We start from the raw sequence: 22192 nt of genomic DNA, 5'->3' as shown, positions 1-22192 counted from the left end.
GGAAAGTACAAAGAAATCGTATAAATGGTTTGAGATGAATATCATGAATGATGAAAAAAAAAGTCTTGCTTACACGTACTTTGCATGACTTTGCACTCAAAGAACTAAGAAAAAAATATCAAATCGAAATCCATTCTGGAAAGATACCAATCCCGCAAACTAAATTGCGATCTAGAATCAAAGAGATTGAGGGTCTCATTTGTTTTCCATATGATAAGATAGACAAAGAGATGATCAAACATGCAAGAAACCTCAAAGTGATTAGCACTTACAGTGTAGGTTTTGATCATATAGATACAGAGTATGCAAAAGAAAAGAAAATACGAGTAGGATATACCCCAGAAGTTCTAACTGACGCAACAGCAGATTTAGCATTCTCATTAATGTTAGATATTGCAAGAAGGGTTTCTGAAGGAGATAGAATCATTCGTAATGGAAAGTGGAATGAAATCTATGGAGCATACGATTATGTTGGCACAGATCTTCAAGGAAAAACACTGGGAATTTTCGGTTTAGGGAGAATTGGAAGCACTCTTGCAAAAAGAGCAAAGGCATTTGATATGAAAATTATTTATCATAACAGAAAACATGTTTCAAAATCTAAAGAAAAAGCACTTGGTGCAAAATATGTCTCATTTGAAAAATTAATTTCAGATAGCGATTTTCTTTCAGTACATGTGCCCCACACAAAGGAAACAGATCATTTATTTAATTTGAAAATATTTAGAAAAATGAAAAAAACAGCATTTTTGATTAACACTTCAAGGGGCAAAGTAGTCAATCAGCGAGATCTAGAATCAGCATTAAAGAAAAAAACTATTTCAGGTGCAGGCCTAGATGTTTTTGAAATGGAGCCTATCAAAAAGAACAATCCTCTATGTAAATTAGAAAACATTGTTCTTGCACCTCATATAGGGAGTTCAACTAAAGAAACTAGAAAGAAGATGGCAGAAATTACTGTCAAAAACTTGATTTTAGGAATGAATGGGAAAAAGCCAATCTATTCTGTAGGATATTGATTTTTACGCATGAGTTATGATTGAGAAAAATGTGCAGTTTTTATATCTAAATCGTAATCTAAAATCAGATTGAAAAAATTCAAACATACCAATGAAGAATTAGAATTAGCTAAACTACAATCTGAAAAAGAGAAGAAGAAGAAAGAATTAGAAGAGTAATATTTTTTCTCCTTGTCTTTTTCAGACAAGGTTTTTTTTAAAATTGAATTTTAGAGGAAAACTTTGCAAGCAATTTGTCATAGAGTTGTTTTCTCTCAGGAATTAGATGTTTTGAGTCATCATACATTTTTGTAAAAAATGCTGCCAGTATACGATCTCCATTCTCATCAAAGAATCGAACACTGTAACTGACTCGGTCAGGTTTTTCTTCTTGAATAAATTCTGCAGACTTTATCAGTTCAGAGTTTATGTGCATGTGTGCAGGACCATCATTATCACCAATGGTAATCCATTTTTCTTTTTGGCGAATGCTAAGAGAATTACTTTTAATCTCACTGACAGTACCGCTGTTTTTTATGATCAATAAGACATCATCAATTTTAACTAAATCAGATAACAGTTCTAAAAGCAACAATGAGTATTAAAAAAGAAATTATTTCAATTTTTTGAGCGATTCATGTCAATCTGAACAAAATCATCAGAATCACCATGAACACAATCAGTTCCAACTGCTTTTACGGGCGAAAAACTAACTTTTCCATCATGCATTTTACCCTCATTTTGCAAAATTCCTATTTTACCAGAAACTATTTGCTTATGTTTTTGACAAGTTAAACCAACCATATACTCATCTTTTCCTGAAATGATAGATACAATAAATTCAGGAGGATTAACACATTCTTTGCCTTCTTCCTTTACTGAACACTTGTCAGGTAACATGACTTGAAGTTATTTTTATTGGATATTAATCTTGATTGCTACAGACTCAATTTATTATCAACTAAAACAAATTAAGAGTGAAAGCAAATGGCTCATAATTTTGACATTGTAATAATCGGCGGAGGAATTCTAGGTACCTCGATTTCATATTTTTTATCCTCTCTTAACAAATCAAAAAAAATTGCAGTTATCGAACAGGCCCATAGCGTTGCATTTCACACTAGTGGAAGAAATACAGGAAAAGTTCATGCACCGTATCTTTACAATCCTGAAAAGAAAAAACTGTTTGCAAAATCAGCTTTTCTGGGTTATGAGATGTGGGAAAAGTATGCAGAATTGAAAAAATTGCCATTTAAAAAAGATGGTGTGATAGAAGTTGCAGTAGATCAAAAAGGAATCAAGGTTTTAGAAAAATATCTCAAGTGGGGAAAACAAAACGGACTTGAGGACAAAGATATCGAGCTGATGAATCAAGAAGAATTGAAAAAAATCGAACCAGAAATTAAATGTGAATCAGCATTGTATGTATACAAAGATGCATCAACTGATTATTCTACATTTACAAATGCAGTGATGAAAGACAGCAAAGAAAAGGGAACAAACTTCCTATTAGATACCAAAGTTACAGAAATAAAAAAAGAAAATGACAAATGGAAGATTACACTAAATGACGAACATGAAATTTTTGCAAAATTTCTAATTAATGCAGCAGGAGGAGAAGCTGTAGATATTGCACACAATGTTGGTGTTGCAGAAAAATTTACTGATGTTCATTTCAGAGGAGAATATTGGAAAGTTCCAAAAGAGTATAACAATTTAACCAAATCAAGCGTATATTCAGTTCCTGAATTTCCAGAGTATCCATTTTTAGATCCACATTGGATTATCAGGGTTGATGGTAGTTGTGAAATAGGTCCAAACGCAGTTCCAGTTTTCAGCCCATACGGATACAATACATCAGAAAACATCAAAGAGTTTATTCCAAAAATGTTGGAAATGCTAGGGTCTGGCGCTAGAAAGGCAATTTTTGATAAACAATTTCAAGAACTGGCAATGAACGAAATACAATCATCAATGTCAAAAACGGCAATGGTAGACAGAGTAAAAAGATTCTTGCCAATAATTGATGCAAACAAAATTACTGAAAAAGGAACTGCAGGTATTAGATCATCAATAATTAATGAGGATGGAAAATTTGTTCCAGATGTCATACTGGTAGATGATGAAACATCATTTCATATTTTGAACTATAATTCTCCAGGGGCTACGGGAGCATTACCGTTTTCAGCACATATTGTAAATCATCTAAACAAAACAGGACTATTCAAAAGTGAGCAAGAAGATTCTGAATGCGGCCCTTGGAAATTTTCAGAAATTATTGAAAAGTTACAATAATCACAATTCAGATTAAACAGAATTATTTGATTTTATACCTCAATATGGCAAGAACGGAATTATTTAATTCCAATTTTTTAATTATTTTTGGAGATACTGCAAATTCTATTTTAGACGAGGTATTTTTTGCAAGCTCTAACATTTTCATTATATTTTTGAATTGAGAGTTTGTATGATAGTTTGCAGATACAATTAGGGTGTCAACTGCCCCAATTTCCAACGCTTTGTAAATAACATTATTTCTTTTAGCAGTCAATCCATCTTTGACTAGTTTTTCATATTTTTCAAGTAGTTCTGAGACATACTTTTTTCGGTGTTGATACAAATGGTGAATGATTTTCTTGTGAATTTCATTCATAGGAGTTGAAAAAGATAAATTTTCAACAAATCGGCATTTGTTTACCAAATCAGAATTTAGTTCATCATAAAATTCTGTTTTTGCAGGACCTGCTCCTCCCAATAAAACTAGTTCAGAATTGGCATCCATTGTTCTTACTTTATTAGCGACTTTCTTAAAGAAAACATGGATTTTTGTTTGCCTTGCTCTTAAAAATCGACCTTGACTTTGACCACCTTTCCTATGCCTTCCTTGTAAATCAATTTTGATTCTAGACTCTTGTAAAATTTGACTGCCATGGAATTTTTGAATTCTTGCAGATTTTTGATCAATGGTTACCAACAAAACATCATGATTGATTTTTAGAACATCCCCAAATGGTTTCAGATATGGCTTTTTACTTTGCATGTAGATGTATGGAAGTTCTTTTGAAGTTCCAATCTCTTTAATGACAATTTTTCCATTATGTATCCAGCCAAAAATACACAAGGTTTTTGTAAATTTTCCTGCAGATGTAGGATTTTCTTTGAGATATGCAATCCTTTTTTCTATTTTGGATTCAATTTTTTCAACAACGTCACTTCGTTTGTTTTCTTGTAACAATGAAATAGTTTCTGTACCTTTACCATACGGATAGTATACAGAGATGCATGTTGCTCTGATTTGTTTCAAATCATTAAGAAATTGATTGATTGCAAGCCATTCAGATGGAGAAATTTCAGAAGATTCCAGCATACCCAATGAAGGTAATGATTGGTTACTATAAAATCCCATACGAAAATTGAGAACAGTGTCAAGAGGATGAATGGTTTTTGACATACTAAATCAGAATAAAATAATAATGCTGTAAAGATGAGAGTTATAGTATGACATTTAGTAAAATAGTTGTTGCAATAATCACTCCTACACATACAAAGAAATCATTTGAACTTGGTCTGGAGATGGCCAAAAAATTTGATTCAGAATTAACGGTTATTGAGTGCATGTATAAAATTCCGCCAAAGTTTTATTTTTTTGAGACCAAATCCGATAAAAAAACAACACAGAATCAGACTTCGAAACTTAAAGCAGAATTAGAAAAATGGAAGAAAATTGCTCAAAAAGAAGGTGTTTCCGTTAAGACAAAATTTGGCCTAACTGACAACATTTCTCATTGGGTTATTGATTATGTCAAAGAGCACAAAACAGATTTGTTAATTGTAGACTATCCAAAGCTGTCAATGGAGGAAATAACTCTTTATGATGACATTATAAACATGATTCATCACAAATCTCATTGTCATCTTCTAACAATGAAACCCACATAGGTTAATTTTTGGCAAGTACGTTTGATTTGTTGATCATGAATCTTGAAAATGATCTTGAAATTGTTAAGAATCAATACCTGATTCAAACAAATTGTTTGAATGCATTAGATGTCATAAAATTAGTCATATAGAAATTTAATGCATATGGGTGATGTCAAATTTCTTTTTACTAGAAGAAATTGATTTTGTTACAGGAATTATTTTGTCTGCAAGTTTTCTTATTTCTCGTTCTGTTTTTTTTGGATATTTGATATGTAGACATTCGTGATAAAGGGTATTCACGGTTTCAACTTTTGGCTCTGTTGCCAAGTCAGGATTTAACCAAATGGTGCCACATTCTTTAATACATTCAGCCCAAACGGTATTGGGTTTAATATTATTTTTGTAGACATAATTTGAAAAATGTTTTCTGTCATAGACTAAAACAGGTTGAATTTTTATTTTCAATATGTTTTCAAATGTATTGAGTAATGTTTGATGCCATTCTTTATCATTTGCTGAAAACTTACGTCTCATACATTTTGGTAGAAAACAGTCCGAAATAAAATATTCTATTGATTTTGATAAGATGCAAAAACAAGTTTTTAATGAATTCAGGATGGTTTGAATAACAAGAATCCCAAAAGAATACTCAATCCCGTAAAAACAGATATTGTGATAATCATGTGTTGTTGAGCCTTTTCTTTTTCATAGAATTTCCTTGGAGAGACTCCTCCTATGAAAAAGACAACCATCATCCCAAGAACCAACCCTATGATGTTTGCTGCAGTAAGTGTCAATGCATTTGAAAAAATATCCCAATCCCATAACGCAATTCCAATTCCTGCAACAGCTGCAGGTGGAACTAATGCAGCTGCAATTGCCACGCCTACTAAAATGCCTGGGATATTAGTAGTCATAGCAATCCCTCCTGCAAATCCAATAGCTATTGCAGCTGCTAAAAATACAGGAGATATTTCAGTTCTAGATATAATTTCGTTTGTTAGAGGTAACTCAGTAAACTGAATTGCAATTATTGTTAAAAGTGCACCTGTTCCTATAACTGCTAATAGTAACAATAATCCTGAAATCACAGATTTGAACATTTTGTTTGTCTGACCAACTGCAGTATTGAATGAAAATGCAGAAATCGGTCCAAGTAATGGCGATATCAACATTGCTCCAATTACCAAAGAGGCATTGTTTGCAAATAGACCAACTACTGCAACCCCTGCAGCTATCACAATCATGAAAAGGAGATTTTTGTTAAATTTTACATTAGGTTCAATTAATGACTCATATTCTTCAATCAGTTTTTTCTTTTTTATTTTAATATTTTTTGTTTCAAGTTCTTTGACATAATTTGAGAGATAATCAGATAAAGTAGCTTCGATTGCAAAACTAGTGACATACAAATCTTTTTTTCTAGTGTCTATGATTTTATTTAGTTCGTTAGTTAATCCATTTGCTAAAGAGTCAGGACATATTCCTGTATATCTTAACAATCTATCATCTTCAGACATTGTTAATTCAGAATGAAAAGGAATTTTGTATTTTTTAAAAGTAAATTCTATACTTTGACTTTGCTGATCATAGCAAAGAACTTCTATTTTTCTCAATTTCTTACTATTAATCCACTAGATATTTTAATTGAGTGTTAAAGATTATCAAATTTGAAATTTACCACCCTCTTTATCAGTAAAATAATATAATTTGTGTCATGAAAGATACGATTGAATCATTAGTAAATGATGTGAAACTCTATTCAGCGGGTCTTATTACTGCATTAGAAAATAATCGTCATTCTGAATCTCAACAATATGTCCAAAATATGCAAAATTGTTTGAAAGCGATTGATGAATATTTAGTAATGAAAAAAGATCTCAAGAAATAAGATAATTTTTAAAATATTCTCGATTATTTAACAATCAAAATTGGACAAGTCAGACCTCGTATGAGATAATGGGCCATTCTTTCATGATATTTTGATTCAGTAGGCAGTATTTTCGACTGTCCAATCACTACCAAATCAATTTTGTTTTCCTCAGCATATTCTGCTATTGTGTTTGGGGAAAAAGATGATTTTAGAATCACGTGTTTTAAGGGGGAATTGAGTTTTTTTGTGTCATATTCTACTTTTTCCAATTCTTTTTGAATAACCTGTTTCTCTTCTTCGTATTTATCATCTTTTTTTCTAAAAAACGATGCAAGAGATGAAGATTCAATACATGTAATCAGAGTGATTTCTGCATCAACCTTCTTTGCAAGTTCTATGGCTGCATTTAATCCTCGTTTTGCACCTGAACTGGCATTGTATGGCACCAAGATAGATTTGAAATTAAAATCATCACTCATAATTGACCATATTCATGAATTATCTGAATTTAAACTACGTGTTATTTTCAAAAATGAAAATCATATGCAATTATGAAATAGCGATAAAACAACCAAGTCTATGAAAAATATTGTTTGTTTATTATTTTTGGTTCTAATAATTCCTGCCAGCCATTATGTATTAGCTGATACATGGAATATTCAAATTCCGCCGGGCTCTTCAAAAATTACATTATCATCTCATTTCATACCTCAAGAAATTTCTGTAAGACCTGGAGATTTTGTTGAATGGGGAAACACGGACGGTGAAGTACATACGATTACTTCAGGTTCTTTAGAATCTGGATTTGATGGAGCATTTGATAGTGGTTATTTAGAGGGAGGGGAAAAATTCATCAAATTGTTTACCTTCAATGATCTTGGAGAATTCAAATACTTTTGTACAATTCATCCGTGGATGACAGGAATAGTTAACGTAGTTGATCTTCCCGAAGATTTTCAGATAATGCACAATGTTGGCTCTGATGTTTCAGATGTTACATTTGATATCCCCTTTAAAGTACAAAGAAATCTTTCTGACATCAAAATTGATAATTCAAGAAATATGTTGATTTTTGATTTTGTCGGGAAAATTGATAATGATGTGTTTGTAGTTTATTTGCCTCAAGAATTAATAGAAAATCCTCAATCAGTATGGGTAGGAAAGAACCAAATTACAAATTATGATTCAGAATCCACAAACAGTGGCACTACATTGACCATTCCTCTGGAAGGGCATACAACACAAGTTAAGGTTGTAGGAAGTGATGTAATTGGTGAATTCACTGAAGAACCATTTGTTTTGATAAATCAAGTTTTAGCAATCACTGATAAACAGACATACTATCCGGGAGACACAATTACAATTTCAGGCGAAGTTAGAAATCCTAGTCAATTATACAGAATCACGCCTGAAATAACTTCTCCTAGTGGTATCGTACTATATTCAGAATATACTTTGTTGATGAATTCTAGATTTACAGTTGATGTAAATTCAGAGAAATTACGAGAATTTGGAAAATATACGATTGACATCAAAGGAGAATCCCTTCATAGTCCAGTTATTTTTTTCAAATATGAATCAGAACCAAAATACCCTTCCCCTAGCAAGCAAATGAAAACACTAGATCCTGCAGATATTGTATGTAATGGTGGATTAGAATTACTAATGAAAACCAGTAATGGAAATGCAGTTTGTTTGAGCAAATCTACTGCAGAAGTATTGATGAAAAGAGGTTGGGCAGATTATTTTTGATACTAAATGCTCTTCTCCAAAATTACAAGTAATCTTGGAAATTACATATCGTCTACAAATGCCATAACTCATGAAAATTAGTATAGGCCTATTCACAGAATTTTTAGATCATGTACTTCTAGGCTGTTCGTAATTTTTTTTCACAACTAATTCATCAAACCCTTCTGCAACTACAGGTGTCTCTAATTGTCGAAGTTGTTTGTAAATTGCAGACAAAGGAAAAGGGTCACGTCTACTTTTTTGTCTTTTCTCAAGGATTCCTTGAGAGGTATTCATAAAAATTCCTCGAATTTTTGCATTGTATTTTTTACCCAAGTCAATGTGTGATTTTCGTATTGATTCTGTAAGATTTGTATCATCTACAACTATGCTAATTCCTTTTTTTAGACATTTTTCAATATATTCTAATTCATCTTTTCTGTCATTGTCAAAACGAGACAATGCAATTCTTTCATGCTTAAAATTGGCTTTCACATAAGTTGTTTTTCCACTTAAGGCAACTCCTATCATCAAAACATATTCCATGAGGATTGATGGATTTTATACTAGATAAAAAGAGTCACATTAAACATAAAACTGACAGGTTACTTGTTTGCATGTTTTAGAGCAGCAAGTGAATGTTCCCATGCTTTCTTGTAATGATCAATTGCTTTATCATAATCACCTTCATCTCTATATTCATCTGCCTTTGCAAACTCTTCGGCAGATTTTTCATTCTCTTTGTCTACCTTGTCTTGTTTCTTAGGATCATCAGCTGGAGTTGATGTTGCATCAAGCATTATGGTAATTGTCAAAACTCTATCTGCATTTACCAACAAATCAATAGAGTCTTGTGTTATTTCGGCAAATGTTGGGTCAATTCCTTTCTTTGCTCCATCTTTTAGTATTTTCTGAAGATCCTTTACTGCTTTTTTCTCTTCATCAAAGACTTTCTTTCCATATTTTTCATCAAGATATACATCACTTAACCAAAATTTAGAATCCAAGCTGTCATTAATAGATTCAATTGCTTTTTTCACATCTTTTTCTGAATTATATGGAGACAAAAATGAGATTGCTCTGTTCTTCAAATCTTGTGCACCAAGAACTGTTGTTATCAATGAGTCACTATGAGTTCCAGCATCATCATCATCTACAGTAACAGTTACAGTGTAATCTCCTGGTAGTCTGTAAATATGATCACCTGATGCAGTTCCTTGTGTTAGAACTCCAGGACTTCCAGGAGTTTCATCAACTATTAATGGTTCATCACTTCCTTCACCCCAGTTTACAATAGATGTAAAGTCTTCAAGTGTGTTACATAATGCACAATCAAATCCAGGATCAGTAAATGTTGAAGGATCAAGACTAACTAAATCATGAATTACAGCTTCTTGGTCTATACCAGCTTCAACAGTTGGATTAACATTGTTTACTGTGATATCAAATATATCAATGCCTACTCCTGTATCATCATCAGTTACAGTTACAGTAACAGTGTAAATTCCATTATCTGCAAAAGTATGTGAGCCTGATGCTGTACCTTGAGTCAAAACGCCTGGACTTCCTGGTGTTTCATCAACTGCAAGTGACTCCACTCCAGTATTATCTCCCCAATCAACTGTTGCAGTAAAGTCCTCTAATGTTCCACAAGTATCACAATCAAATCCAGGATCAGTAAATGTTGCAACATATGAATACAGAGTTCCTTCATCTACCGAATCAGGATCACCAGCTTCAGTTGTCGGATTCACATTGTTTACTGTAACTACAAAGGAATCAGAATCGGTTCCAGCATCATCGTCTGTCACCATAATTGAAATTGTATAATCTCCATTATCTGCATACGTATGATTCAAATCAAATGTTCTTTCAGTTAATGCAGAAAGTGATTCTGTAAATCCGTTACCATAATCAATTTCAATATCCCATGTATCTGCACCAGGATCCTCAAAGTTAATTGTTCTTGTAAACAAACTTCCTTCATCAATTGTTTCATCATCACCAGCCTCTAATGTTGGTGCTACATTGATGACAGTAATTGTTGCAAAGTCTTCATCACAATTCAAATCATCACAGACTTGTAATTCTGCTGAAAGTGTATCAGGACCATCAATGCCTAATGGATAATCTACTATTGCCCCACTAGTTTCATACGTCATATCACCATCAAAGTCCCATGCAAATGTTATTGGATCACCATCAAGGTCTTCACCAGTTCCTAACAGCTGGACAACAGAACCTTCAAGAACTTCGTATGGGCCACCGGCTTCTGCAGTTGGCGGAACTTCAGGATTTAGTTCAAATGGTGAAAGGGCAACAGTGTTAAATCCACCAAGTGCAAATGCTTTGTTTGCAAGAATATCTTTCTTGATTTCTTGACCTTGTGGACCACTATTCCATACTGGACCTACTCCAACATCAACTCCATTGAATTTTACCGCAGGAGTTTCACCAATTTTGTGCCAGTGAGGACCATGAGTATATCCTGCCCAAACACATACTCCCAGTACACGCTCATGGCACTGCCAATTAGAAAAGTGAGGGACTGGATTGTATATTGGAATGGCAGGAACTACAGTAAAACTAGGAAGAGCGATACCTGCATCAAGTGAGAACATGTTTACATCACTTTCAGTTATGACTTCAGTGAATTGATGTAATTTGGTCTTTGATGAATCCAACAAAGCAGTCGGAGTTACAGTGATTGGGTCTGTTTCGCCAATTGGGAATATTATTTTGATTTCTTCTCCTTGGCGATATGTTACTGAAGAAACTTTGTCTCCAGAAGTAGTAAGATCAAGTATTGAACCTACAACGCCAGTTACAGGGCGACTAAAGTCTAACTTTATCAAGACATCAGAATCAAAAGTCAGTTTTTGATGTGCCTTAAAGTCAATATCTGCATCTACATCAAATAGATTTGCAACTAGCTTAACTGAACTAATTTCTTTATCTATTCCTAATGGAGGTGCAACACCAAGACGAGTTGCAACTTTATCAAGATCTATATTAATGTCAGAAAATTTGTTAGTATGTTCTGCAATAATTCTTCCAGTAGAAGGATTTACAGAAGTAGTTGCAGGTTGAACTGAAATAGGATTAAAGTTTCCAGTTAGTCCTACAAATCCAGTTAATGCTGATGGCATATCCAAGTCACCTGCATCTGAAATGCTAAAGAGTTTAGTTTTTCCAGTGTCAATATCAATATCAGGAATTACAAATAGATCTACACATCCAACTAACAAACATACATCTGTATCAACAAATTCTGCTAATCCAATATCAAAGTCCATTCTCAAATCACCCATTGTTTTTCCTGCAAGAATCTTTGCACTAGAAGCAAGTGTCCAATCACTACTTACAGGTACACTCTGACCTGCCAAGAAAGAATCAGCATCAGGATGAGTTACTTTGATACTTCCAGGGTAGTTTACGCCAATTTTTCCTGATAAATCAGATGCAGAGCCTATTAATTCCAGATGTCCAGATGTTCCTGCACTAATACCGCCACCTAATCTTTTGCCAGCTAGAGTAACATAGGAGCTATCACCGTCAGATTCATTCCATCTTTGAGGATTGAAAAGGTTCCAGCTAGAAGTTCCAGAGCCGCCAGTTACAGGTCCCCAAATATCCTGATTAGAGGTGCTAAATGTTGCACTGTCAGTAGATATTTGAGATGTAAACATGGGTGAATTTAGATCACTAGGTAATGTGGTATCACTAACAAATACGCCAATCATAAAAGTAGAAACTGTAGAACCGTCATCATCAGAAATTGTGATAGATGCATCATAAACTCCATTCGTGGAATAAGTGTTTGAAAGTGAAAAAGTCATTCCAGAAAGTAAAAGAGGCTCTGAACTAGAACCGTCACCATAATCTATTGTTGCTGTCCACATATCATCACCAGGGTCAACAAAGGAACCAGACCCAGTGAATAGTCTATTTTCATCAACAGATTTGCTATCAAGGGTAATTTCTGGAAGAACATTGTTTACTGTAACAATTGCAGAATCTATGACAGTAGTAGTGCCATCATCAACGGTTACTTCTACAGTAAAACTTCCATCATTGTCATAAACATGATTAATATCAAAATTACCGTCAATTGATTCTGGAATAATTTCAGATTCGCCGTCACCATAATCTATTGTAATTGTTAATGATTCATCACCAGGATCTGAAAAGGAGCCCATTGAAGTAAATTCTTCGCCTTCATCAATGATATCATCAGGACCTGCATCAACTATTGGTGCAACATTGTTTACTGTTACAGATAGAGTATCAGTAACAATATCAGTACCATCATCAACAGATACTGTTACAGTAAATATTCCTGATTTTTTAAAAGTGTGAGATAAATCAAAAGTTTTGGTATCAGAAAATGAAACATCTACAGGGGCAGTGCCATCACCAAAGTCAGCAGTAATAATCCAAGGATCTTCACCAGGATCTATAAATGAACCAGATGAAAGAAACGTATCTCCTTGGTTGATTGTTCCACCAGAACCTAAACTAAGAGTCGGGGAAACATTGTTTACTGTAATTGTAAATGTTGCAGTAGAATTAGAATTTTCTGCATCATCAGAAATTACTACTATAGAATCAAAAATTCCATCAGTAACAAAGGTACGTTCAAGATCAAATGTACTTGCACCCATTGCCAATGTTAGATTACCAATACCAAAGTTACCATAAGTAACAGTTCCAGTGAATGCATCAAATCCAGGATCAGTAAAAGTTCCGCTATAAAAGAAAGTATCACCTTCATCAAGGGTTACGTCTGGAATGGGATTATCAATAACAGGTGAAACATTTTGAACATCTATGGTGATTACATCAGTACCAGTATGTGTACCATTAGTAATTTCTACTGTAAGCTGAAATGGTGCATGCATGTTATACAGATGATCAAGTGAAAATGTTCCAGCTCCAAAGTTTAAAGATAGAGGTTCTTCTCCTACACCACTTCCATAATCTACCGTTGCAGTCCAATTGTTTTCTGCATCTGGCAGTGTAAAAGAACCTACATGAGAGAAAGTATCACCTTCATCAATAATTGCACCGGGTCCAGCATCAACTATTGGATCACCAGCGGCTGCAAATGATTCTTGTGAAAATGAAAATCCAATTAACAAAACAGTAAACAGTAAACCTAACACTAACCCCCGACCAAACATACTGGAAAGATCGAGTTGTCTATGTTAATTAAAGGTGATCAGATGTCAGCGATCATTATTACAGTATGACATTAGGAAGGAAAAATAATTAAACAAACCTAAACACGATCAAAACCAATCATATTCTAAGTTTTTAGAACATGATTTACAAATTTGATTATTAAAAATTATTTGCGGATTCGTTACAAACACAACCGATATCAGAAATCAACTAATGCAAAAAAACATTCTGAGGGAAATGATTCTAGTTACAAAGAAACACGGGATTTAGTTTGCCGTATGTAACCAAGAACAGTACGGATGGCAGAGATGTAGAGTAATTTGATGGCGCCGGGAGGGAGATTTGAACTCCCGTTCCCTTGCGAGAACGCGCTTTATGGTTAATTATTTCCAGGCGCGCGCCCTACCAGGCTAGGCGACCCCGGCACAAGTCTTGCGACAAATGTATTCGGTAAAATGTGATTATATATTGTGTTATTTTGTAATCTGCAAACTACTTCCAGATTGTTATGGTAATTGATTTTTCAACAGTGTTATCCTGTTCATACACTCCTTTAGTAGATATTTTGTACAGGCCTTCTAATGCAGTGTCACCATCGTTTTTGATTTGATCCCATGAAAATTCAACTTCATCTCCGGGTTCCAAATTAGAAATTACTTGTGCAGATACTGGAGTATACATCAGTATTCCAGACAATCCAGTAATCCTAAGCCCAAAAGAAGAATCAGGAAAAACCAGAGGAACAGTTCCAGAATTTACAATCCTAATTTTGATTTCTTCACCTTTTTTAAAATCAGATTTTTCAGTGACAACTGAAACAGAAGGCCCTTCAACAAATACCAAATGACTGGTATTTTTAAAATCAATCAAATATACACCAAATGCAAGTCCTGCAATAACACCAATTCCAATAAAGATTACAAGGCTTTTTGATAGCAATTCTTTTTAAAAAATATTCTTTATTTTTTAATCCTTTGGAGGTGTTGGTTTTGTTCTCCATTTTTTTGGATATGTGTTTGGAGCCATAATGATTCTCTTAGTTTCAAATGCATAGCCTTTAGTTGCATCACGAATTTCTTCTTCGTTCATTGTTGATTCAGCCAAAGCAACTGCCTCTCCTTTTTGTGTATAAATTCCAACAATATCGCCTTTTTTCAAATTTGGTGAAATTTTCAAGATTCCAGGAATTGCCAGTTGTGCTCCATGGCACAATGCATCTACTGCAGAATCTCGAATAACTACAGATTTTAATTCACTTAATGCCAACTCAACGGGTTTTATCATTTTCATTAGTTTACTATCATCTTTTTTCTCCTCCCACAATGCAAATGCATCAGCAAGTTCATGCAACGTTACCAATCCGTCTTTTTCATGGAATTGATCAACTCTGCTTCTCCTTAGTTCAACCATAGTTGCACCAGGTCCCAAAATTTCTCCAATATCATAGTAAAGTTTACGAATGTAAGTTCCTGCTTCACAAAGAATTCTTGTCAAAAGCAATCTCTCTTTTTGTTCTATTATTTCAAATTCATAAATTGTCCTTGTCCTAGTTTGTCTAAGAACTGCAGAACGCTGTGGAGGTTTTTGGAAAATCTCACCCTGAAACATTTCTACAACTTCTTTTAGCTTCTCCTTAGAGGGCAAAGAGTGAACTCTCCCAAGTGCATGATATTCTTTAGGGCCATACAACAAAACACCCAATGCCTTTGTTGCTTCGCCCAAACCCAGAGGTAGAACTCCAGAGACCTGAGGATCTAAAGTGCCACTATGTCCGATTTTAGGTAGTTTCAGTAAACGTTTAGTCCACGCTACTGTTTCATGACTTGTAGGTCCTGGCGGTTTGTCTAAAAGAATAATTCCATAATTTAGCAACTGCTCAATAGTCCTTTTGTCATAATATGTTCCAAAAGCATCATCAGTGATGTCCTGATCAATTTCTATGAGATTTTCAAGTTGTTTTAGAGTCATAATAATTTCCTCACTGTTTCTTTTGTAACATCAATTACTTGTTGTGCTGTTAGGTTGTCTGTATTAATTATCAAATCAAAAACAGATTTGTCTTCTCCAAAGTCAAAATCATATAGTTTTTTGTACAATGCTTTATTTCGGTCAAATCTTTTTTTAGTGATTTCATATGCTTCTTCAGGACTCATGCTATCTCTTGATTGCATTCTTTTTGTGCTGCTTTCATGAGAGCCTTCAAGCCAGATTCGGATTCCGTCTTTAATTAGCCAGGGCAAGGTATAGCTGGTGATAACCATTCCACCCTGATCAAACAAACCAATTAATTTTTCATCTAGTTTTTTATCAAATTCAGAATTTTGTTCACGCTGGTTAAGAAATTTCATTCCTTCTTCAGTATCCCACCAATCATCTCCTTGAGAATCAAATCCTTGTTCAAGTGCCATCTCTTTTAGAACATCGCCACCGCTGAGATACTGCAATTGAAATTCTTCAGCTAATCCTTTAGCGACAGTTGTTTTTCCTACTGCAGGAGGACCAGAAATAACAATAGATTTGGTCAACTGAGATCCATCGATGTTTTTGTGAGTCTCATGATAATGCCACTAAATGCAATGGATGAAAGGAAATACCAAGCCCACAGATATAGTGCATTTTCTTCAGTACAAACATGGTCTACATCTGCTGCTTGTTCAGCAGTGCATGTTAATTGGAACATATCTCCAGGAATTACATTTAGTGGAATTGGAGATAGTGCAACAGTGTAAGAGAACAATTGTGGCAAGACAAGATAAAATATCAAAATTAGCGGAACAAAGGTAATCATCATTGGTCTCATGTTCATCTGCATCATCTCCATTGACATTTTGTTCATGTATGATGATTTTTTTCCTAGTTCTGCAACCTTTGCTTGGTCTTTTGCTCTCATTGCAGCCATTCTTTCTTTTTGCCAAGCACGTGTTTCTTTCATGATTCGTTTTAGCTTTACTTGATCAACCATCTTTTTTCTAACTCCAGAGTTGAAGATGTTCAGTAAAATTCCAAATCCAGAAACTGCAAACATCGATGCAATCAATCCTTTAACAATTGGATCATCACTGCCCAATGCCATTCTTTCTCCACCAAAGATATCAAATTGCAGAGGGATAGATTCAATGAATAGTAGAATAAAGTTAAAGTCCATTTTTTACAGTCCTATTGCATTAATTATTTTATCAGCTGCTTCATCAACCTTTCCCTCACGATTTAAAACGTGTTTAACAGGAGAGCCTGAAATTACAGAGCATGCAGAAATCATACCAGATTGAGCATCTAATTCTTTTTTAATATTTGCAAGGGTAATCTTATCTCGGTTTCGAGTTGTATCAGTCATTCGTCGGTTGTAGATTTCTTCAGGTTTTGCAGATACAGAAACAAAGTTGGTAGGTTTGATAATTTTGAGAACATGTTCTGGAAGACCAGGATAGTATCCTTCTGGAGAACTGATGAATGCATGAGTGTCAATGATTACAACATCTTCTTGGTGTAATGCAATTTTTTCTGCAGCAAGTTTTTGGATGCGTTGCTGTTCTGCCACAGGCAACTTTCTTAATTCATCACGGTCATTTAGTCCATTTTCTTTTGCAACTTCAAACATCAAAGTTCCAAAGCTTACAACACTGACACTTTTTTTATGATCTTTAATGATAGTTGCCATTTTGGAAAGTAGCGTAGTTTTTCCAACCCCTGGTATTCCTACCATTACAACTTTTTTATTTTCTACCAAGCAAAGCACCCAAACGCGGCATTGTAACTTCTACTTGTTCTCTAACTAACTGTGTGTAATAGTTGATGAGAATATCTACCATAAGTAAAATTCCGATTCCAGAACCAAACACACCAAGGACATCAGATACACCTGCCAACAGACCCAAAATCATTGAGCCAATGATGGTGACAGAGGGAATGTACTTGTTGAGTAAAGCTTCAACTGGTTTGTTTGATCTTCTAAATCCAGGGATTTGTACATCTGCATCAAGCAAATTCTGAGCAGCACTCTTTGGAGATAAACCACCAAGCTCTACCCATAACCTACCAAATACAACTACAATTCCTATCATAAACAGAACATAACCTACTGCACGCATTGGATCTAGTGCTGCAACATCCAAGCCTCTTGGAGGAGTAATATAGTAAATGATACCACCTATCGGGGTGTTAGGACTGGTAGGATCAAATTGCGCTATAAAGTTCATGAAGAAATTATTGTTACGTGGATTCATGTTGGCCCACAGCATTTGGAAAATGAAAACAGCATTTGCAGTAAGTGCAGAAGCTAAAATGACTGGAATGTTTGAGACATACATCAGTTTGATTGGATAAACTGCTGAGAAACCTCTGTACTTTGTTGAAACGATTGGGATTTCAATTTTCATTCCTTGTGTGAATACGAGAATTAGCAAAATTCCCGCAGTAAGACATAGTCCAAAGATACTTGGAAGCTGGTTAGAACGGAAGAAGATATTTGTAATATCACCACTGCCAGTCAAAGATTGAGCAATATACGGAATAATACCAATCATTCCTCCATCTCCAGCAGGCAACGGACTGAACATGCTCCAAAGAATTTGTTGAGCAACACCTGCCATAATGAAAAGACTTATTCCACTACCCAGTCCCCAGCCCTTCTGGATTAATTCGTCTAAGAACATGATAATAATAGACGCCGCCATCAGCTGCCCTATCATCACATACAGTACATATGGCTCTGTAACACCAGGACCATAAACTGCAGCTGCATACACAATAGATTCGGCTATGATTACAACATAGGTTACTAGTTTAGTGGCAGTCTGAAAAATTCCTCTTTCTTCAGGTTTTTTGAAATCAAATTTGAGAATGTCTGAGCCTCTCAGCAATTGCATCAAGAGTCCAGCTGTTACAATCGGCCCAATCCCTAATTCAACAAGAGTACCTTGTTGTGATGCGAAAATAACTCTAGCAAAGGCTAGGAAATCAAATTGTGGTGCTGTTGCTCCAAATAGTGGAGTTTGTCCCATTATCATGTAGATGAGTAATGCAATTCCACACCAAAGTAGTCTGGTAGGGAGTGGAATTTTCTTTTTAGGTTTAGGAACTTGAGGTAAGTATGGTTCTGCTTTGAAGACGACTTTTCGAATAATAGTAGTGACGCTACCTTCAGCCATTGTTAGTTAACACTTCTCCCCCAACAGCTTTGAGTTTCTCTTCTGCAGATGCAGTAAATTGTGGAACTTTGACGGAATATGCATTTGTAATTTTTCCGCCGCCAAGGAGTTTGTCGTATCCTGCACTTTCAAGGTCTACGACTTTTTTGCCTCCCTCTTCTTTACCGAACTTAGTGAACAAGTCATCTAGATCTCTAAGGCTAGTCCATTTTTTTATAATATTTGGGTGAGGTGTTTTAGGAATATCATGACCATAATGATCTGGATCTTCTTTCAACATAGTACTTCTATGATGTTTTTTCATACCAGTAATTCCAAGACCACCCTTGTGACCACTTGCACGGTGTTGACCTACTTGTCCCCATCCCATGTGTCGTCCGCCTCTAAGTCGTCTTGTTTTTCTTAATCTAGATGCCATGTTAAATCATTCTCCTTACAATAGTGTCAAGTTCTTTGTTTTGTCCAAGAACTCCTTTCTGTCCATAAAGTTTCTTGGTACTTCTTTTGAATCCGTGAACTGGTGGTGCCAAAGCAAACCATGGTTTTATTGGTTTTAGTTTTGATAGTGTTGCTTTGCCTTCAGCCAATGCTGTTGCCAATTCATCAGTACTTGCAAATCCCAAAGTCTTTAGATCCTCAGGAGTAATTTTTTGATAGCCAGATTTTCTTGCTTTTTTGTCAATCAATTCTTTTGCTAATGATGAATCAAGTTCAATCCAAGATACATAGTGTTGTACCTTTCTTAGCATTCCCAAAGTATTCTCTTTGGCTGGAAGAATTGTTGCACGATATTTTTTATCTAATTTTAAGAGCATCATTGCATGAGTTGCCCAGTAAGGACAATCAGCTTGGCCTTTGATTCTAACAACAAGATATGCATTTGCCATTTTTCATCAACCTTGACTAAATGTCTGTCTTAGACAATCCAGTATTGCTTTAGAAGTGGAATTCATTGTAGGTGTTGAACCTTTTGCAGTGGTCCATGCGTCCTTAAGACCTGCCAATTCCAATAATCGTTTAATTTTACCTCCTGCTACAAGACCTAATCCACGTGGTGCAGGAATAATTTCAATTGTTACACTTCCACCTTTGCCTCTTACTTTGAATGGAACAGAATGTTTTTGATCACATCTGCATTCCCAACTGCCACAGCCCATTTTGATTGGGTTGACATTAAGATAAGCTTGGCTGGTTGCTTTTTCGATTGCAATTCTCATTTGTTTAGATTTTCCTTGACCGATTCCCAAGTAACCATTCTCATTACCTGCAGCAACAATTGCTTTGAATCTAGTTGATTGACCATTTGAAGTCATTTTCTGAATGATTCCAACATCTACAACTTCACTTTTCAAGTCAGGCAATAGTTTCTTGATAATTCCTGCTTCTTGAATTCTTAATCCTAATTCGATAATTTCTTCCAGAGATGAAATTTCTCCAGATGCTACTTTTTGTCCCAAGATTGTTTTTGGTACCCAAACTTCTTCTTCAGGTTCTCTTCTTGGTCTTTTTGGACGGTCTCCATTTTTTGCTCCTCCAGGAGGACCTCTACCATATACTGGTGCAGCTTTTCCGCGTGGACCTTTGGATTGTGCTGCTTGACTCATTTCTATTTGACCTCACTATCAATTGAAGATTTTATTTTAGAAATTTCATTTTTAACTGTCAGGTGTTCACCGTTGATTCTTTCTTCTGCAGGAAATGTTTCCTCATCAGCTGGTACTTCAACTCCAGCATCAATTACTCCCTTCAGAGCAGCTGCCATTCGTTGTGTGTATCTTTTAGTTCCAGTATACAAGATTGCATCTTTTGCACCTTGTCCCAATGCTTTCTTTCCAGCCAAATAGCCAGTCAGATATGCAGCAGGTACACTTTTTCTAGAGCCCTTCCAGCCTTGCTTTAGCAAATATCTAGAGTGAGCTGATGCGACAACCTTGTCTCCAGTCATGCCAGGCTTTAGAATTTGGACTTGGGTATTTTCATTAGTAATATTTACAGTGATAAAATCGCGTTTTCCCATCAACATGGTTCCACGTTTTTTATAATTGGTCTTCTCTTCCCTTAATCTTCTCAATATTTTCGAATAGGCCATCTATAGAAACCGAGTTTGAATCTGCTCTTATATACGTTAAGCGCGAATCAGAGCAGCTAACAAAGCTTTCTGAGTATGTAATCGGTTTTCTGCCTCATCCCAAACAACAGACTGAGGTCCATCAATTACTGATGAGGTAACCTCTTGTTCTCTCTTTGCAGGAAGACAATGCAAAAAGATCGCATCTTTTTTTGCAGCCTTCATTAGTTTGTCATTGACTTGGTATTTTGGCAAGAATTTTTGTAATCTTTTCTTATCAAGATTATGGATAGATGCAAAAGTATCTGCAACTATAACATCTGCATCTTTTGCAGCAGCAAAGGGATCAGTTGTCAGTTCAATCTTTGTAGATTTTTGGGATTTTTTCACTACGTCCTTGTCTGGTTCAAATCCTTTGGGTGTTGCAACAGCCATAGTGACACCAGCTAATGCTGCGCCGTAAATCATAGAGTTGCAAACATTGTTCCCATCACCAATCCAGGCAATTTTTAATCCCTTTATCTTTTTCTTTTTTTCTTTGATTGTCATAAAGTCTGCGAGTATTTGGCAAGGATGAAAAGTATCAGAAAGACCGTTGATTACGGGAATGCTGGCATGTTCAGATAACGTCTCAAGCAATTCATGATCATAAACACGTGCCATTATACAATCAGAGTATCGTGAAAGAGTTTTTGCAGTGTCTTCAACTGATTCGCCTCGAGACAGCTGCATATCATTTGATGATAGATTGACTGCATGTCCTCCCAGCTGATACATGCCAACTTCAAAACTTACACGTGTTCGAGTAGACGGCTTTTGAAATATCATTGTCAGTGTTTTGTTTTTTAGAAGAGGTTTGTTCTGGCCTTTTTTGAGTTGTTTTTTTAGTTTGATGGAATCATCAATTAGTCCTGCAAATTCCTTTGGGGATAGTTCTCCCAAAGTAAGTAAGTTTTTTGTTTTAAGTTTCATCGTTTAAAGAACCCGAACCTGCCTTTTTTCTTTTTGGGTTCTTCTTTATCATGCTTTTGTATCTCTTCGTCTTTAACATCATCTACAGACTCTCCAGATTGTAGTCTGCCATTTTTAATCCACTGACGAATTTTGTTAGCCAAATCAGTTGCCTGTTTATCATTTTCAGGTGGAGGAACATCAAACAAATCTGAATAAGTTGCAATATCATCATCGTTGATTCCTTCGAAAGGATCATCGGAAGTTGGTTCTGGTGTTGGTTCTGGTGTTGGTTCTGGTGTTGGTTCTGGTGTTGGTT

Annotated in this window: 24 protein-coding genes, 1 tRNA gene and 1 pseudogene; 5 read left to right on the top strand and 21 right to left on the bottom strand. The window is 35.2% G+C overall.

The window, feature by feature from the left end:
- The first annotated feature begins 50 nt into the window (after positions 1–50).
- Positions 51–1019, top strand: coding sequence for a D-glycerate dehydrogenase (locus tag K5781_RS06640; protein ID WP_366848079.1), 969 nt, complete (start codon positions 51–53; stop codon positions 1017–1019).
- Positions 1020–1215: 196 nt separating this feature from the next.
- Here K5781_RS06640 and K5781_RS06635 read toward each other — a convergent pair whose 3' ends face one another.
- Both K5781_RS06635 and K5781_RS06630 read right to left on the bottom strand, forming a co-directional pair.
- Positions 1216–1590 (bottom strand): ChuX/HutX family heme-like substrate-binding protein, encoded by a 375-nt coding sequence (locus K5781_RS06635; RefSeq protein ID WP_297442004.1) that lies wholly within the window; start codon positions 1588–1590, stop codon positions 1216–1218.
- 26 nt (positions 1591–1616) lie between these two features.
- A complete protein-coding gene (locus K5781_RS06630) occupies positions 1617–1898 on the bottom strand; it encodes a hypothetical protein (RefSeq protein WP_297442002.1) in 282 nt (93 codons plus the stop codon).
- A gap of 87 nt (positions 1899–1985) precedes the next feature.
- Here K5781_RS06630 and K5781_RS06625 point away from each other — a divergent pair, with 87 nt between their 5' ends.
- The gene (locus tag K5781_RS06625) at positions 1986–3293 is read left to right on the top strand and encodes an FAD-dependent oxidoreductase (RefSeq protein WP_297442000.1); all 1308 of its coding nucleotides are present in this window, start codon (positions 1986–1988) and stop codon (positions 3291–3293) included.
- Positions 3294–3315: 22 nt separating this feature from the next.
- Here the strand turns inward: K5781_RS06625 and K5781_RS06620 are convergent, their stop codons facing one another.
- Entirely contained in the window at positions 3316–4449 is a 1134-nt protein-coding gene (locus K5781_RS06620; protein WP_297441998.1) for a Vms1/Ankzf1 family peptidyl-tRNA hydrolase, read from the bottom strand.
- A gap of 47 nt (positions 4450–4496) precedes the next feature.
- On the opposite strand from K5781_RS06620, the gene K5781_RS06615 reads away from it, so the two are divergent.
- Positions 4497–4937: a universal stress protein gene (locus K5781_RS06615; protein ID WP_297441996.1), complete on the top strand. Its 441-nt coding sequence runs from the start codon at positions 4497–4499 to the stop codon at positions 4935–4937.
- 135 nt (positions 4938–5072) lie between these two features.
- Here the strand turns inward: K5781_RS06615 and K5781_RS06610 are convergent, their stop codons facing one another.
- Both K5781_RS06610 and K5781_RS06605 read right to left on the bottom strand, forming a co-directional pair.
- Positions 5073–5453 (bottom strand): hypothetical protein, encoded by a 381-nt coding sequence (locus K5781_RS06610; protein WP_297441994.1) that lies wholly within the window; start codon positions 5451–5453, stop codon positions 5073–5075.
- A gap of 77 nt (positions 5454–5530) precedes the next feature.
- Positions 5531–6535 carry a TIGR00341 family protein gene (locus K5781_RS06605; protein ID WP_297441992.1) on the bottom strand — a complete coding sequence of 335 codons (1005 nt, stop codon included), beginning with the start codon at positions 6533–6535 and terminating at the stop codon, positions 5531–5533.
- 101 nt (positions 6536–6636) lie between these two features.
- Here K5781_RS06605 and K5781_RS06600 point away from each other — a divergent pair, with 101 nt between their 5' ends.
- Positions 6637–6810, top strand: a complete 174-nt coding sequence (locus K5781_RS06600; RefSeq protein ID WP_297441990.1) for a hypothetical protein — start codon at positions 6637–6639, stop codon at positions 6808–6810.
- A 23-nt stretch (positions 6811–6833) separates the two neighbouring features.
- Here the strand turns inward: K5781_RS06600 and K5781_RS06595 are convergent, their stop codons facing one another.
- Positions 6834–7271, bottom strand: coding sequence for a universal stress protein (locus tag K5781_RS06595; RefSeq protein WP_297441988.1), 438 nt, complete (start codon positions 7269–7271; stop codon positions 6834–6836).
- A gap of 127 nt (positions 7272–7398) precedes the next feature.
- Between K5781_RS06595 and K5781_RS06590 the strand changes: the two genes are divergently transcribed.
- Positions 7399–8544, top strand: a complete 1146-nt coding sequence (locus tag K5781_RS06590; protein ID WP_297441987.1) for a plastocyanin/azurin family copper-binding protein — start codon at positions 7399–7401, stop codon at positions 8542–8544.
- Between the two features lie 108 nt (positions 8545–8652).
- Here K5781_RS06590 and K5781_RS06585 read toward each other — a convergent pair whose 3' ends face one another.
- The 15 genes and pseudogenes from K5781_RS06585 to K5781_RS06515 all read right to left on the bottom strand — a co-directional run.
- Positions 8653–9069, bottom strand: coding sequence for an AAA family ATPase (locus K5781_RS06585; RefSeq protein WP_297441985.1), 417 nt, complete (start codon positions 9067–9069; stop codon positions 8653–8655).
- 59 nt (positions 9070–9128) lie between these two features.
- Positions 9129–13706 carry a PKD domain-containing protein gene (locus K5781_RS06580; RefSeq protein ID WP_297441983.1) on the bottom strand — a complete coding sequence of 1526 codons (4578 nt, stop codon included), beginning with the start codon at positions 13704–13706 and terminating at the stop codon, positions 9129–9131.
- A gap of 325 nt (positions 13707–14031) precedes the next feature.
- Positions 14032–14132, bottom strand: a tRNA-Ser gene (locus tag K5781_RS06575).
- A 67-nt stretch (positions 14133–14199) separates the two neighbouring features.
- On the bottom strand, positions 14200–14646 hold the full coding sequence (locus K5781_RS06570) for a hypothetical protein (RefSeq protein ID WP_297441981.1): 447 nt from the start codon (positions 14644–14646) through the stop codon (positions 14200–14202).
- Positions 14647–14673: 27 nt separating this feature from the next.
- Positions 14674–15675 carry an RNA-guided pseudouridylation complex pseudouridine synthase subunit Cbf5 gene (locus tag K5781_RS06565; protein ID WP_297441979.1) on the bottom strand — a complete coding sequence of 334 codons (1002 nt, stop codon included), beginning with the start codon at positions 15673–15675 and terminating at the stop codon, positions 14674–14676.
- Positions 15672–16232 carry a cytidylate kinase family protein gene (locus K5781_RS06560; protein WP_297441977.1) on the bottom strand — a complete coding sequence of 187 codons (561 nt, stop codon included), beginning with the start codon at positions 16230–16232 and terminating at the stop codon, positions 15672–15674. Before K5781_RS06560 ends, K5781_RS06565 begins: the two co-directional genes overlap by 4 nt.
- Entirely contained in the window at positions 16229–16852 is a 624-nt protein-coding gene (locus tag K5781_RS06555; protein WP_297441975.1) for an EMC3/TMCO1 family protein, read from the bottom strand. Before K5781_RS06555 ends, K5781_RS06560 begins: the two co-directional genes overlap by 4 nt.
- Positions 16853–16855: 3 nt before the next feature.
- The gene (locus K5781_RS06550) at positions 16856–17443 is read right to left on the bottom strand and encodes an adenylate kinase (RefSeq protein WP_297441973.1); all 588 of its coding nucleotides are present in this window, start codon (positions 17441–17443) and stop codon (positions 16856–16858) included.
- On the bottom strand, positions 17421–18854 hold the full coding sequence (gene secY / locus K5781_RS06545; protein ID WP_297441971.1) for a preprotein translocase subunit SecY: 1434 nt from the start codon (positions 18852–18854) through the stop codon (positions 17421–17423). The genes K5781_RS06550 and secY overlap by 23 nt, the downstream gene beginning before the upstream one ends.
- Complete coding sequence (locus K5781_RS06540; RefSeq protein ID WP_297441969.1) at positions 18847–19272, bottom strand: uL15 family ribosomal protein; 426 nt, start codon at positions 19270–19272, stop codon at positions 18847–18849. The genes secY and K5781_RS06540 overlap by 8 nt, the downstream gene beginning before the upstream one ends.
- 1 nt (position 19273) lies before the next feature.
- Positions 19274–19741 carry a 50S ribosomal protein L30 gene (locus K5781_RS06535; RefSeq protein ID WP_297441968.1) on the bottom strand — a complete coding sequence of 156 codons (468 nt, stop codon included), beginning with the start codon at positions 19739–19741 and terminating at the stop codon, positions 19274–19276.
- 6 nt (positions 19742–19747) lie between these two features.
- Positions 19748–20458: a 30S ribosomal protein S5 gene (locus K5781_RS06530; RefSeq protein WP_297441966.1), complete on the bottom strand. Its 711-nt coding sequence runs from the start codon at positions 20456–20458 to the stop codon at positions 19748–19750.
- 2 nt (positions 20459–20460) lie between these two features.
- Positions 20461–20943, bottom strand: coding sequence for a 50S ribosomal protein L18 (locus K5781_RS06525; RefSeq protein ID WP_297441965.1), 483 nt, complete (start codon positions 20941–20943; stop codon positions 20461–20463).
- Between the two features lie 36 nt (positions 20944–20979).
- Positions 20980–21894, bottom strand: a complete 915-nt coding sequence (argF, locus tag K5781_RS06520; RefSeq protein ID WP_297441963.1) for an ornithine carbamoyltransferase — start codon at positions 21892–21894, stop codon at positions 20980–20982.
- Positions 21891–22192 (bottom strand): annotated as a pseudogene (locus K5781_RS06515) (signal recognition particle-docking protein FtsY); the annotation flags it as partial. The gene argF and the pseudogene K5781_RS06515, both read right to left, overlap by 4 nt.

Source organism: Nitrosopumilus sp., assembly GCF_025699255.1.
GTDB lineage: Archaea > Thermoproteota > Nitrososphaeria > Nitrososphaerales > Nitrosopumilaceae > Nitrosopumilus.
The sequence above is the reverse complement of the archived record's forward strand: the minus strand, read 5'-3'. Positions and strand labels throughout refer to the sequence as shown.

Bases quoted from the DNA above. Each gene is read 5' to 3' on its own strand.
- K5781_RS06555 (WP_297441975.1), bottom strand. From the start codon at position 16,852: ATGGACTTTAACTTTATTCTACTATTCATTGAATCTATCCCTCTGCAA.
- K5781_RS06525 (WP_297441965.1), bottom strand. From the start codon at position 20,943: ATGGCCTATTCGAAAATATTGAGAAGATTAAGGGAAGAGAAGACCAAT.
- K5781_RS06600 (WP_297441990.1), top strand. From the start codon at position 6,637: ATGAAAGATACGATTGAATCATTAGTAAATGATGTGAAACTCTATTCA.
- K5781_RS06625 (WP_297442000.1), top strand. From the start codon at position 1,986: ATGGCTCATAATTTTGACATTGTAATAATCGGCGGAGGAATTCTAGGT.
- K5781_RS06640 (WP_366848079.1), top strand. From the start codon at position 51: ATGAAAAAAAAAGTCTTGCTTACACGTACTTTGCATGACTTTGCACTC.
- K5781_RS06540 (WP_297441969.1), bottom strand. From the start codon at position 19,272: ATGGCATCTAGATTAAGAAAAACAAGACGACTTAGAGGCGGACGACAC.
- K5781_RS06620 (WP_297441998.1), bottom strand. From the start codon at position 4,449: ATGTCAAAAACCATTCATCCTCTTGACACTGTTCTCAATTTTCGTATG.
- K5781_RS06580 (WP_297441983.1), bottom strand. From the start codon at position 13,706: ATGTTTGGTCGGGGGTTAGTGTTAGGTTTACTGTTTACTGTTTTGTTA.
- K5781_RS06610 (WP_297441994.1), bottom strand. From the start codon at position 5,453: ATGAGACGTAAGTTTTCAGCAAATGATAAAGAATGGCATCAAACATTA.
- K5781_RS06585 (WP_297441985.1), bottom strand. From the start codon at position 9,069: ATGGAATATGTTTTGATGATAGGAGTTGCCTTAAGTGGAAAAACAACT.
- argF (WP_297441963.1), bottom strand. From the start codon at position 21,894: ATGAAACTTAAAACAAAAAACTTACTTACTTTGGGAGAACTATCCCCA.
- K5781_RS06630 (WP_297442002.1), bottom strand. From the start codon at position 1,898: ATGTTACCTGACAAGTGTTCAGTAAAGGAAGAAGGCAAAGAATGTGTT.
- K5781_RS06535 (WP_297441968.1), bottom strand. From the start codon at position 19,741: ATGGCAAATGCATATCTTGTTGTTAGAATCAAAGGCCAAGCTGATTGT.
- K5781_RS06615 (WP_297441996.1), top strand. From the start codon at position 4,497: ATGACATTTAGTAAAATAGTTGTTGCAATAATCACTCCTACACATACA.
- K5781_RS06530 (WP_297441966.1), bottom strand. From the start codon at position 20,458: ATGAGTCAAGCAGCACAATCCAAAGGTCCACGCGGAAAAGCTGCACCA.
- secY (WP_297441971.1), bottom strand. From the start codon at position 18,854: ATGGCTGAAGGTAGCGTCACTACTATTATTCGAAAAGTCGTCTTCAAA.
- K5781_RS06595 (WP_297441988.1), bottom strand. From the start codon at position 7,271: ATGAGTGATGATTTTAATTTCAAATCTATCTTGGTGCCATACAATGCC.
- K5781_RS06565 (WP_297441979.1), bottom strand. From the start codon at position 15,675: ATGACTCTAAAACAACTTGAAAATCTCATAGAAATTGATCAGGACATC.